The sequence below is a fragment of the Streptomyces sp. NPDC107471 genome (genome assembly GCF_055582845.1).
The window spans coordinates 267,947-280,420 of the sequence record NZ_JBVJPC010000002.1 but is presented as its reverse complement, the minus strand read 5'-3'; the positions used below and the strand labels follow the sequence as shown (position 1 = coordinate 280,420).

Annotated in this window: 9 protein-coding genes; all 9 read left to right on the top strand. The window is 72.5% G+C overall.

What is annotated here, in order from left to right:
* Positions 1–106 precede the first annotated feature (106 nt).
* The 9 genes from ACZ66S_RS06145 (at position 107) to moeZ (ending at position 12,467) form a co-directional block, all read left to right on the top strand.
* Positions 107–1,825 (top strand): ABC transporter substrate-binding protein, encoded by a 1,719-nt coding sequence (locus ACZ66S_RS06145; RefSeq protein ID WP_469900013.1) that lies wholly within the window; start codon positions 107–109, stop codon positions 1,823–1,825.
* A 4-nt stretch (positions 1,826–1,829) separates the two neighbouring features.
* Positions 1,830–2,879 (top strand): ABC transporter permease, encoded by a 1,050-nt coding sequence (locus ACZ66S_RS06140; RefSeq protein WP_469900012.1) that lies wholly within the window; start codon positions 1,830–1,832, stop codon positions 2,877–2,879.
* A complete protein-coding gene (locus tag ACZ66S_RS06135; protein ID WP_469900011.1) occupies positions 2,876–3,874 on the top strand; it encodes an ABC transporter permease in 999 nt (332 codons plus the stop codon). Before ACZ66S_RS06140 ends, ACZ66S_RS06135 begins: the two co-directional genes overlap by 4 nt.
* A complete protein-coding gene (locus ACZ66S_RS06130; protein WP_469900009.1) occupies positions 3,871–5,466 on the top strand; it encodes a dipeptide ABC transporter ATP-binding protein in 1,596 nt (531 codons plus the stop codon). Before ACZ66S_RS06135 ends, ACZ66S_RS06130 begins: the two co-directional genes overlap by 4 nt.
* Positions 5,467–5,656: 190 nt before the next feature.
* The gene (locus tag ACZ66S_RS06125) at positions 5,657–7,363 is read left to right on the top strand and encodes a DUF3492 domain-containing protein (protein ID WP_469900007.1); all 1,707 of its coding nucleotides are present in this window, start codon (positions 5,657–5,659) and stop codon (positions 7,361–7,363) included.
* A gap of 248 nt (positions 7,364–7,611) precedes the next feature.
* Positions 7,612–8,994, top strand: coding sequence for a hypothetical protein (locus ACZ66S_RS06120; RefSeq protein ID WP_469900006.1), 1,383 nt, complete (start codon positions 7,612–7,614; stop codon positions 8,992–8,994).
* A 534-nt stretch (positions 8,995–9,528) separates the two neighbouring features.
* Positions 9,529–10,488: an NAD-dependent epimerase/dehydratase family protein gene (locus tag ACZ66S_RS06115; RefSeq protein WP_037719791.1), complete on the top strand. Its 960-nt coding sequence runs from the start codon at positions 9,529–9,531 to the stop codon at positions 10,486–10,488.
* Positions 10,476–11,225, top strand: a complete 750-nt coding sequence (locus ACZ66S_RS06110; protein WP_469900004.1) for a spherulation-specific family 4 protein — start codon at positions 10,476–10,478, stop codon at positions 11,223–11,225. Before ACZ66S_RS06115 ends, ACZ66S_RS06110 begins: the two co-directional genes overlap by 13 nt.
* Positions 11,226–11,288: 63 nt before the next feature.
* Complete coding sequence (gene moeZ / locus ACZ66S_RS06105; RefSeq protein ID WP_365462878.1) at positions 11,289–12,467, top strand: adenylyltransferase/sulfurtransferase MoeZ; 1,179 nt, start codon at positions 11,289–11,291, stop codon at positions 12,465–12,467.
* Positions 12,468–12,474 lie beyond the last annotated feature (7 nt).

Genomic DNA, 12,474 nt, shown 5'->3' with positions numbered 1-12,474 from the left:
CCTTTTCCGACGACCCGACGCCGGGGCAGACGTCCGTCCACTTTCGTCTCACCCTTCGTCATTTTGTCTCGCCATGCGAGACTCATCATTCGAGAGGTCGTCTCCGATGCGTCAACCGTCCCTCACAGCGCGCCGTGCGGCCGCGGTATCCGTAAGCCTGGTCCTGGCAGCGGGCGCCGCCGCCTGCGGGCCTGAGGACAACGATGCCAAGAGCTCCGGTGGCGACTCCGCGCCCCACAAGGGCGGCACCCTGACGGTCCTGAACGCCAACCCGCAGCAGGACTTCGACCCGGCCCGCCTGTACACCTCAGGCGGCGGCAACGTGCCCTCCCTGGTCTTCCGCACCCTCACCACCCGCAACCGCGAGAACGGCGCCGCCGGCGCCGAGGTCGTCCCCGACCTCGCCACCGACACCGGTCGCCCCAACAAGGACGCGACCGTGTGGACGTACACCCTGAAGAAGGGCCTGAAGTACGAGGACGGCACCGCGATCACCTCGGCCGACATCAAGTACGGCATCGAGCGCTCCTTCGCGCCCGAGCTCTCCGGCGGCGCCCCCTACCTGCGGGACTGGCTCGTCGGCGCGGCCGACTACCAGGGGCCGTACAAGGACAAGAAGGGCCTCTCGGCGATCGAGACGCCGGACGAGCGGACCGTCGTCTTCCATCTGAACAAGCCCGAGGGCGAGTTCCCGTACCTGGCCACGCAGACGCAGTTCACGCCCGTACCCAAGGCCAAGGACACGGGCACGAAGTACGAGGAGCACCCCGTCTCGTCGGGCCCGTACAAGGTCGTCACGAACCAGAACGACGGTGAGCACCTCGTCCTGGAGCGCAACACCCACTGGTCCGCCGCGACGGACGCGGAGCGCAAGGCGTACCCGGACAGGATCGACGTCAAGTCCGGGCTCGACTCGTCGGTGATCAACCAGCGGCTGTCGGCGTCCCAAGGGGCGGACGCCGCCGCGGTCACCACGGACACCAACCTCGGCCCGGCCGAGCTCGCCAAGGTGACGGGCGACAAGGAGCTCGCCTCCCGCGTGGGCACCGGGCACTTCGGCTACACGAACTACATAGCGTTCAACCCGAAGGTCAAGCCGTTCGACAACGCCAAGGTGCGGCAGGCGATCTCGTACGCCGTCGACCGCTCCTCCGTGGTCAACGCGGCCGGCGGCAGCGCCCTCGCCGAGCCCGCCACCACCTTCCTGCCGAACCAGAAGTCCTTCGGCTACGAGCCGTACGACCTCTTCCCGGCGGGCGCCACGGGCAACGCGGCGAAGGCCGCGGAGCTGTTGAAGGAGGCCGGATACCCGAAGGGGCTCACGGTCACGCTGACGCACTCCAACGCCAAGGACTTCGAGACCAGCCCCGAGATCGCGACCGCGATCCAGGACGCGCTCAAGAAGGCCGGCATCACGGTCAGGCTCCAGGGCCTGGAGGAGAACGACTACTCGGACACGATCCACAGCGTGAAGTCCGAGCCCGGGTTCTTCCTCGCCCACTGGGGTGCCGACTGGCCCTCCGGCGGCCCCTTCCTCGCCCCGATCTTCGACGGCCGGCAGATCGTCAAGGACGGCGCCAACTTCAACACGGGCCTGCTCGACGACAAGTCGGTCAATGACGAGATTGACGCGATCAACAAGTTGACCGATCTTGACGCTGCCGCCAAGCGATGGGGTGCTCTGGACAAGAAGATCGGTGAACAGGCCCTGACCGTGCCGCTGTTCCACCCGGTCTACAAGCGCCTGTACGGCAAGGACGTCAAGAACATCGTGATCAGCGACTGGACCGGCGTGCTGGACATCTCGCAGGTCGCGGTCAAGTAACCCGATGAGCGAGGCACTTGTCGCCACCGAGGTCCCCGAGGCAGCCGCCCCGGGGGCCTCGGGGGCCCGTCAGTTCTGGCGGCGGCTGCGGGCGCAGCGCGCCGCCATGGTCGCGGCCGTCGTCGTCGCACTGCTCGTCCTGGTCGCCCTCGCGGCGCCCCTGCTCACCGCCCTGGAGGGCCAGGACCCGACCACCTACCACCCCTCCCTGGTCGACTCCGCGCGCGGAGGCGTGCCCATCGGCTCCTTCGGGGGCGTCGGCGCGGACCACTGGCTCGGCGTCGAGCCCCAGACCGGACGCGACCTGTTCGCCCGGCTGGTGTACGGGGCCCGGGTCTCCCTCGGTGTCGCGCTGGCGGCGACCGCCGTACAGGTCCTCCTCGGCGTCGTCGTGGGAGTCGCGGCCGCGCTCGGCAACCGATGGGTTGATCAACTGTTGAGCCGGATCACCGACATCATCGTGGCCATGCCGTTGATGATCATGGCGTTGGCGCTGCTGGCCGTCGTGCCGAGCAGCTTCCCCCGGCCGGTCCTGGTCGCGCTCATCATCGGCTTCGTCGCCTGGGGCACGATCGGCAAGATCGCGCGCGCCCAGACACTCACCCTCAAGGAACTCGACTACGTGGCCGCCGCCCGGCTCAGCGGCTGGGGCACCCTGCGCATCGCCCGCCGCGAACTGCTGCCCGGTCTCGCCGCCCCCGTCATCACCTACGCGGCGCTGATGGTGCCGGCGAACATCGGCATCGAGGCGGCCCTGTCCTTCCTCGGCGTCGGCGTCAAGCCGCCCACCCCGTCCTGGGGACAGATGCTCACCTCGGCCGACGTCTGGTACCAGGCGGCCCCGCAATACCTGCTGCTGCCCGCTGCCGCGCTGTTCGTCACGGTCCTCGCGCTCACCGTCCTCGGCGACGGCGTCCGCACCGCCCTCGACCCGCGCGCGGCCTCCAGGCTGCGCGTCGGCACCGGCCGCAGGCAGGAGTCGAAGGCCGGCCGGGCCGCGACCGACCAGTCCCGCGCCGGCACCGCCAAGACCGCCGGGGAGGGCACCGCATGAGCGGCTTCACCGGCTTCGCCCTGCGCCGGGCGGTGAGCGCCGCGCTCACCCTGCTCGCCCTCTCGGTCATCATCTACGTCGTCTTCTACGCCACCCCCGGCAACGTCGCCCAGATCACCTGCGGCCCGCGCTGCTCGCCGGAACAGGTGCACCAGGTCGCCCAGCAGCTCCGGCTCGACGACCCGCTCTACCTGCGCTACTGGCACTTCCTCCAGGGCATCGTGGCCGGCCACGACTACTCCACGGGCACCTCCGTCGAGCACTGCCCGGCACCCTGCCTCGGGCTGTCGTACCAGAGCGACCAGCAGGTCACCCGGATCATCCTCGACAAGCTCCCCGTCAGCCTGTCGCTGGTCCTCGGCGGGATGGTCCTCTGGCTGCTGCTGGGCGTCGGCACGGGCGTGCTCTCCGCCTGGCGGCGCGGCCGGTTCAGCGAGCGCGCGCTGACCGGCGTCACGCTCGCCGGCGTCGCCACCCCCACCTTCGTCATCGGCCTCGTCCTGATGATCGTGGTCTGTGGGCAGTTGGAACTGCTGCCCTTCCCGGAGTACGTCCCCTTCTCGGACGACCCCGAGCAGTGGATGTGGGGCCTGCTGCTGCCCTGGGTCACGCTCGCCCTCGGCGAGGCGGCCTACTTCGCGCGGCTGACCCGGGCGTCGATGCTGGAGACGCTCGCCGAGGACCACATCCGCACCTTCCGGGCCTACGGCGTCGGCGAGCGGTCGATCGTCGGCCGACACGCCCTGCGCGGGGCCCTCGCCCCGATCATCGCCCTGAACGCCAACGACTTCGGCAGCGCGGTGGGCGGTGCCGTCCTGGTCGAGTCGCTGTTCGGCCTCCCGGGCATCGGCCAGGAACTGGTCCACGCCGTCACCGTCGTCGACCTCCCGGTCGTCGTCGGCATGGTCCTGGTCATCGGCTTCTTCGTGGTCCTCGCCAACGCCGTCGCGGACGTCCTGTACGCGGTGGCCGACCGACGGGTGGTGCTCGCATGAGTCTCGTCCACGTGACCGACCTGACCGTCGGGTTCGGCGATCTGCGCGCCGTCGACGGCCTCTCCTTCACCCTGGAGCAGGGGGCGGCCCTCGCCCTGGTCGGCGAGTCCGGCTCCGGCAAGTCCACCGTCGCCTCCGCCCTGCTCGGGCTGCACCGCGGCACGGGCGCGCGCGTGGGCGGCTCGGTCGAGGTCGCGGGGGTCGACGTACAGCGGGCGTCGGACGACGAACTGCGGCGGCTGCGGGGCGCGCAGGCCGCGATGGTCTTCCAGGACCCGCTGTCGTCCCTGGACCCGTACTACGCGATCGGCGACCAGATCGCCGAGGTGTACCGCGTGCACACGCGTGTGTCGCGGCGCACCGCACGCGCGCGTGCCGTGGAGGTACTGGACCGGGTCGGCATCCCGGACGCGGTACGGCGGTCCCGGTCCCGTCCGCACGAGTTCAGCGGCGGCATGCGCCAGCGCGCCCTCATCGCGATGGCACTGGCCTGCCGGCCCCGGCTGCTGATCGCCGACGAGCCGACGACCGCGCTCGACGTGACCGTCCAGGCCCAGATCCTCGACCTGCTGCACACGCTGCGCCAGGAGACCGGCATGGGACTGCTGCTCGTCACGCACGACGTGGGCGTCGCCGCCGAGAGCGTCGACGACGTGCTGGTCATGCGGCACGGTCGCACGGTCGAGCAGGGGCCGGTCGCCGCGGTGCTGGGCGCCCCGGGGGAGGCCTACACCCGCCAACTGCTCGCTGCGGTCCCGCGCGTGGACGCGCCGCGGGCACCGTCCAGGGCGGCCGGCGAGGTGGTCCTCGAAGCGCGCGGCCTGCGGCGCGAGTTCGGCCGCGGCAAAAGGGTCTTCGCGGCCGTCGACGACGTCTCGCTCACCGTCCGCCGGGGCGAGACCCTCGGTGTCGTCGGGGAGAGCGGCAGCGGCAAGACGACGCTGGGGCGGATGCTGGTCGGCCTGCTGGAGCCGACGGCGGGCGAGGTCCGCCACGACGGCCACGCGCGCGTGGGCGTGGACCCGGCCGTGCAGATGGTCTTCCAGGACCCCGTCTCCTCCCTCAACCCCCGCCGCAGCGTGGGCGAGTCCATCGCGGACCCCCTGCGCGCGCGTGGCATGGGGAGGGACGAGCAGCGGATCAGGAAGCGCGTGAAGGAGCTCCTGGAGCGCGTCGGGCTCGAAGGGGCGCACTACGACCGCTACCCGCACGAGTTCAGCGGCGGCCAGCGCCAGCGCGTGGGCATCGCCCGGGCGCTCGCGGCCGACCCGCGCGTCATCGTCTGCGACGAGCCGGTCTCCGCCCTCGACGTCACCACCCAGGCCCAGGTGGTGGCGCTGTTGGGGGAGTTGCAGCGGGAACTCGGCCTCGCGCTGGTCTTCGTCGCGCACGACCTCGCCGTCGTACGCCAGGTCAGCGACCGGGTCGCCGTGATGCGCCGCGGCCGGATCGTCGAACAGGGGCCGGTGGACGAGGTCTACGACAGCCCGCGGGACCCGTACACGAGGCAACTCCTCGCCGCCGTACCGGCGCTCGATCCGCGGATCGCCGCCCGGCGCAGGGCGGAACGCCGGGAAGTGGCCGTGACCTGACGTTCCGTGTCCGCATGATCTCCTAGCGCGACCGAACGCGACCCGCACGGGAAAGTTACGAGCGTTCACCCCTTTTGGTGGCGCGATGGACAACCGTCCGTCGCGCCACCGTCTTGTCCGCATACCTTCGTCCCGCTGCGAGCCGCCGGGCCAACGGCGGCTCCTCATACGGGAGATCGGGGGTGCACTTGTGCGCATAGGACTGCTTACGGAGGGTGGCTATCCGTATGTGGGCGGTGACGCCGGGCTCTGGTGCGACCGGCTCGTGCGCGGGCTCGAGCAGCACGAGTTCGACATCTACGCGCTCAGCCGCAGCGAGCGCCAGGAGGACGAGGGCTGGGTCCGGCTGCCGCCGCAGGTCGGCAGGGTCATCACGGCCCCGCTGTGGACCGCGGAGGACGACGGCGTGGTGTACGGACGGCGCGCGCGCCGCCGGTTCGCCGAGTCCTACGGCCAGTTGGCTGCGGCACTGTGCGAGGGAACCGTCGGCGACGCCTCGGGGGAGTCGCCGGCCGCTGAGGCGGACCGTTTCGCCAGCGCCCTGTACTCCCTCGCCGAACTCGCCCGCGACGAGGGCGGACTGGTCGGTGCGCTCCGCTCCGAGACCGCCGTACGCGCCCTGGAACGCGCCTGTCGTGCACCCGGCGCCCGGCAGACGGCGCGCGCGGCCCGGGTGCCGGATCTCCTCGCCGTGGCCGCCCACCTGGAGCGCGCCCTGCGCCCCCTCTCGCTCGACTGGTACGAGGACGACGGCCTCGGCGCGGTCGACCTGTGCCACGCGACCTCCGGCGGCCCCGCCGCCCTGCCCGGACTCCTCGCCCAGCACTTCACCGGCGTCCCGCTGCTGGTGACGGAGTACGGCGTGAAGCTGCGCACGCACTACCTCGCCGACACCGACTCCCCGCCCGCCGTACGGACCCTGCTCGCCGCCTTCCACGGCCGGCTCGCCACCGAGACCTACCGGCGGGCCGCGGTCGTCACGCCCGGCAACAGCCACACCCGCCGCTGGCAGGAGCGCTGCGGCGCCGACCGCGAGAAACTGCGCACGGTCCACCCCGGCATGGACGCCACCCGCTTCACGGAGGTGGGCGAGTCCGCGGAGTGCGCGAACCCGGACACGCTGGTCTGGGTCGGCCGGGTCGAACCCGCCAAGGACCTGATCTCCCTGCTGCACGCCTTCGCGGAGGTCCGCAAGGAGGAGCCCAAGTCCCGGCTGCGGATCGTCGGCGCGCCCACCGGCCCCGAGGGCACCGCCTATCTGGGGCACTGCAAGGCGCTGGCCGCTCAGCTCTTCCCGGACGAGGCCGAGGGGCTGCACGCCGTCGGCGACAACCCCGTCTCCTTCGAGGAGATCGGCGGCCCCGAGGTGCCGACACTCGCCGACGCCTACGCCTCGGGCGCGATCACCGTCCTGTCCAGCGTCGTCGAGGGCTTCCCGATCAGCCTCGTCGAAGCCATGTTCTGCGGCCGGGCCACCGTGTCCACCGACGTCGGGGCGGTGGTGGAGGCCATCGGCGGCACCGGGCTCGTCGTCCCGCCGCGCAACCCGAAAGCGCTCGCGGAGGCATGCGTCACGCTGCTGCGCGACCCCGAGCGCCGGGAGCGCCTGGGGGCCGCCGCCCGCGCCCGCGCACTCGAACTGTTCACCGTGGAGCAGAACGTCGCGGCATTTCACGGCATTTACCTGGAGATCGTCTCGCACACCCCGGTCCGCCGGGTCGTCCTGGACGACACCGGCGAGCCGCTGCCCTTCGCCGCCCCCGCCGAAGCCCACGTGCCCGGCCGCTGGGCCGAGCTCAACACCCGGGTGGTGGCCCGGGGCGGCCCCGGCTGGGCCGCCGGGCCCCCGGTCCGCGCGACACCTCCCTTCGCCGCCACGGAAGGAGCGACCGGATGAGCGACGTAGGACTGGACCGCCCGGGCACCCCGGCCAGCCCCGGGCCGTGGGACACCGAGTCGGAGGACTGGGTGACGGAGGGGCCGGTGCGGTCGACGAGGCCGGCGCGGGGGGCGGGGGAGAGCGCTGGGGTGCCTGAGGTAGTCGGGGAGTCCGGGGTGTCTCGCGTGTCCGGGGTTTCGGACGGGGCCGAAGTGTCAGGCGACTTCGAGGCATCCGGCGAGCCTGAGACGGCTGGTGAGTCCGAGGTGGCCGAAGAGGCTGAGACGGCTGGCGAGTCCGAGGTGGCCGAGGAGGCTGAGACGGCTGGCGAGTCGGAGATGCGCGGCGAGTCCCAGGCAGCCGAAGACGCTGGGATGAACGGCGAGTCCAAGGTGGCCGAAGAATCCGAGGCGGCCGAAGAGGCGCAGCCGGACGACACCCACCTGCCCCGGGTCGCCGCCCCCTCCGCGGACCCGGCCCCGCCCACCCCGTCGACGACGTCCGCCCCCCGCGCCCCCGAGATCTCCACCGGCCTCAAGCCCACCACCCCCGGCCCCGCCCGCCGTTCCGCAGCAGACCCGGTGAAGGCCCTGATGCACCGTCACCGCGAGCTGTGCGAACGGGCCGTCGACCCCCTGGAGATCGCCGCGGGCCTGGAGGCGCACGGCGTCACCGACCGCACCGCGGTCCGCTTCCGGCACCGGGACGTCTTCTCCCTCGCCGAGGAGATGTACGCCCGCGTCCCCAGAGACGGCGAGACGCCCCCGCCCACCACGCCCCAGCGGACACCCCGGCCCCGCGCCGACCGGGCTCTGCTCACCCTCCTCCCCGGCGCCCTCTGCGCGGCCACGGCGGTCGGCATCCGCCTCACCGACGGCCAGTCCCGCCTGGTCGCTGCCCTGGTGGGCTTCCTGGCCGTGTCCCTGGCCATGCGCGCGGCCCTGGCCCGCGGCCCCCTCGGCACGCCCGACCGCGCACCCACCACCGGCACCTCCACCTGGACGTACTGGCTCCTCGCCTACGCCACCCTCGGCGACGGACTCCTCGCGGCGGCCGTGACCGGCGGCCCCGACGCCCTGCCGACCGGCGCCGCCGACGGTCCCTGGCCCATGGCCACCGCCCCTGTCCTCGCCCTCACCCTGTCCTGCGCCCCGGCGGCCTGGTCCGCCCACCTCTTCGGGAGGCGCGCCCGCGCCCGACTGACCGTCAGCCGGGGCCTGGAGGACTTCGCGGCCTCCGTACGACCCCTGCTGTTCGGCACGTTCGCCCTGTACCTGTGCGCCCTGACGGCACTGTCGGCCCTGGCCGGGGCCGTGCTGGCCGAACCCACCGCCCACTCCCAGGTCATCGCCCTGGGCGCCCTCCTCTTCCTCGCCCGCCTCCTCACCGTCCACGGCTTCACCCACGCCCCCGCAGTGGTCCTCACCGCCGCCGTCGCCGCCGAGGCGACCACCCTGGCCGCGTCCTTCGCCTCCCGCCTGCCGGGCTGCGGCTTCCTGGCCGCGCCGGTGGACGCCCTCGTGGACCTCTGGGGCCCGGGCGGCATCCAGACCCTCTCCTGTGGACTGGGCGCCCTGGCGCTGCTGATCCACGGGACCCGCAAGCTGACGAGAGCGTCGGCCCACGCCCAGGCGGAGGCCCCGTGCTGACCCGCCTCCGAGCCACCCACCCGCCGTAGCCGCGACCGGCCCCCGCCGTAGGCGTGGCCGGCCCCCGCCGTAGGCGTGGTCGCCACCCGCCGCGGGTGCAGCCACCCCAACCAGAGGCCGGCCGCTCACCCGTCACGGGGGCAGTCGCTCACCCGCCACAGGAGGGGCAGCCGCTCACCAGTCATGGAGTGGCAGTCGCCCAGGGGCGGTCGCTCACTGGTCAGGGGGAACAGCCGCTCACCCGCCGTAGGAACCGTCGCCCACCCGGCGCGAGCACCAGCCGACGGTGGCGGACGCGGCCCCACCCGCCCCGCGGCGGAACCGCCCCAACGGAACGGCCCACCGCAGCCACCCCCAGAGACCCGCCCACCCGGTCCCGCCCAGCGGACCCGTTCCACCGGACCCGCCCCATTGGACCGCACACCGCCGCAGGCACCCCCGGCCCACCGCCGGAGGCAACTCGCAAGCCCCTTCCGAAGGAGAACCCGCAATGACCACCTCCCGACCCGCCCCCGAGGCCCCGGGAGCAGCCCGATGAGAGTCCTGCTGATCGGAGCCAACGGCTACCTCGGCCGATTCGTGGCCGACCGCCTGCTCGCCGACCCCGCCGTCCAGCTCACCGCCCTCGGCCGGGGTGACGACGCCGACGTCCGCTTCGACCTCGCGTCCGGCAGCCCCGGTGCCCTCACCCGCTTCCTCGACGCGGTCCACCCGGGCGTCGTCGTCAACTGCGCCGGCGCCACCCGCGGCGGCGCCCGCGAACTCACCCGCCACAACACCGTCGCCGTCGCCACCGTCTGCGAGGCCCTGCGGCGCAGCGGCTGCGGGGCCCGCCTGGTGCAGATCGGCTGCGGCGCCGAGTACGGGCCGAGCCAGCCGGGCTCCTCCACGGCCGAGGACGCGGTACCGCGCCCCGGCGGCCCGTACGGCGTCAGCAAGCTCGCCGCCACCGAACTGGTCCTCGGCTCCGGTCTGGACGCCGTCGTCCTGCGCGTCTTCTCGCCGGCCGGCCCCGGCACCCCCGCGGGCTCCCCGCTCGGCCGTCTCGCCGAGGCCATGCGCCGTGCCATGCAGTCCGGCGACGGCGAACTGAAGCTCGGCGGCCTCGGGGCCCAGCGCGACTTCGTCGACGTCCGCGACGTGGCCCGCGCCGTCCACGCCGCCTCGCTCTCCGCCGCACAGGGCGTCATCAACATCGGTTCGGGCCGTGCCGTCCGCCTCCGCGACGCCGCCGCCGTGCTGGCCCGGGTCGCCGGATACGGCGGTGCCCTCCACGAACTCGACGGCCCTCCCGGTCCGCTCAGGGCGACCATCGGGCACCCCCGCTCCGAGTCGGACCACGCGGCACCGGTCGCGTACCCGTACCCCGACGGCTGCGGAAGCTGGCAGCAGGCCGACGTGCGCACCGCGCGCGACCGGCTCGGCTGGCGCCCCCGCATCAACCTGGAGGAGTCCCTGGCCGACATCTGGATGGAGGCGGCATGCCGCATCTGACCAGCACGAGGACCAGCACGTCGAGCACCGAACTGCGCACCGGTCTCGGCGTCCCCGGCTTCGCCCACCCCCTGGTCGCCCCCGCCGAATGGGCCGAACTCACCCGCCCCGGCACCCCCCTGCACTGGGCCGTCCTCGACGTCGCCGAGGGCCCCGGCGCCCGCCCCGACCCGCACTGCCTCGAAGCGGCCGGCCGGCTGCGCAACGCGGGCGTCCGCGTCCTCGGCCGCCTGGACACCGCGTACGGGCTGCGCACCCACGGCGAGACGGTCTCCGGAGCCCAGCGCTACCTCGACTGGTACCAGGTCGACGGCTTCCTCCTGAGCCGCTGCCCGACCGACCGCGCCACGCTCCCGGACGTCCGCCGCACCGTCACCACGCTCCGCGCGGTCCGTGACGATGCCCACATCGTCCTCGGCCACGGCACCCATCCCCACCCCGGCTACGCCGAGACCGCCGACCAGTTGGTGACCTTCTCCGGCTCGTGGAGCGACTACCGCTGGTCGCAGGTGGCGGAGTGGACCGCCGACTACCCGCCCGACCGCTTCTGCCACCTCGTCCACGGAGTGCCCGGCCCGCATCTGGAGGAAGCCCTGCGGATAGCCCGCTGGCAGGGCGCCGCGACGATCTGGTTCACCGACCGCACGGACCACGGCGGCCGCGTCGACCCCTGGGAGACCATGCCCGGTTACTGGGACGACATCGTCTCGCGGATTGGAACGGGTGTCTCGGAATGAAAAAGGCCATGGCAGTGTTACCGGGAGAACAACTGTAGTGATTGACCGACCAACGGAGTCCCCGTGTCGCTGCCACCCCTGGTCGAGCCCGCTGCCGAGCTCACCGTAGACGAGGTCCGCAGGTACTCCCGCCACCTGATCATCCCCGACGTCGGGATGGACGGGCAGAAGCGGCTGAAGAACGCCAAGGTGCTCTGTGTGGGCGCCGGCGGCCTGGGCTCGCCGGCGCTGATGTACCTGGCCGCGGCGGGCGTCGGCACGCTCGGCATCGTGGAGTTCGACGAGGTCGACGAGTCGAACCTGCAGCGCCAGATCATCCACAGCCAGGCCGACATCGGCCGGTCGAAGGCCGAGTCCGCGCGCGACTCCGTCCTCGGCATCAACCCGTACGTGAACGTGATCCTTCACGAGGAGCGGCTCGAGGCCGACAACGTGATGGACATCTTCAGCCAGTACGACCTGATCGTCGACGGCACCGACAACTTCGCGACCCGCTACCTGGTCAACGACGCCTGCGTGCTGCTGAACAAGCCGTACGTCTGGGGTTCGATCTACCGCTTCGACGGCCAGGCCTCCGTCTTCTGGTCCGAGCACGGCCCCTGCTACCGCTGCCTCTACCCGGAGCCCCCGCCGCCGGGCATGGTCCCCTCCTGCGCCGAGGGCGGCGTCCTCGGCGTGCTGTGCGCGTCCATCGGCTCCATCCAGGTCACCGAGGCCATCAAGGTCCTCACCGGCACCGGTGAGCCCCTCGTCGGCCGCCTGATGATCTACGACGCCCTGGAGATGCAGTACCGCCAGGTCAAGGTCCGCAAGGACCCGAACTGCGCGGTCTGCGGCGAGAACCCGACCGTCACCGAGCTCATCGACTACGAGGCCTTCTGCGGCGTCGTCTCCGAGGAGGCCCAGGAGGCGGCCGCCGGCTCGACGATCACTCCCAAGCAGCTCAAGGAGTGGATCGACGACGGCGAGAACATCGAGATCATCGACGTCCGGGAGATCAACGAGTACGAGATCGTCTCCATCCCTGGCGCCAAGCTGATCCCGAAGAACGAGTTCCTCATGGGCACCGCCCTGGAGAGCCTGCCGCAGGACAAGAAGATCGTCCTGCACTGCAAGACGGGTGTCCGCAGTGCGGAAGTCCTCGCGGTCCTGAAGTCCGCGGGCTTCTCCGACGCCGTGCACGTCGGCGGCGGTGTGATCGGCTGGGTCAACCAGATCGAGCCCGAGAAGCCGGTCTACTAGGCCCACA

Bases quoted from the DNA above. Each gene is read 5' to 3' on its own strand.
- ACZ66S_RS06145 (WP_469900013.1), top strand. From the start codon at position 107: ATGCGTCAACCGTCCCTCACAGCGCGCCGTGCGGCCGCGGTATCCGTA.
- ACZ66S_RS06140 (WP_469900012.1), top strand. From the start codon at position 1,830: ATGAGCGAGGCACTTGTCGCCACCGAGGTCCCCGAGGCAGCCGCCCCG.
- ACZ66S_RS06135 (WP_469900011.1), top strand. From the start codon at position 2,876: ATGAGCGGCTTCACCGGCTTCGCCCTGCGCCGGGCGGTGAGCGCCGCG.
- ACZ66S_RS06130 (WP_469900009.1), top strand. From the start codon at position 3,871: ATGAGTCTCGTCCACGTGACCGACCTGACCGTCGGGTTCGGCGATCTG.
- ACZ66S_RS06115 (WP_037719791.1), top strand. From the start codon at position 9,529: ATGAGAGTCCTGCTGATCGGAGCCAACGGCTACCTCGGCCGATTCGTG.
- ACZ66S_RS06110 (WP_469900004.1), top strand. From the start codon at position 10,476: ATGCCGCATCTGACCAGCACGAGGACCAGCACGTCGAGCACCGAACTG.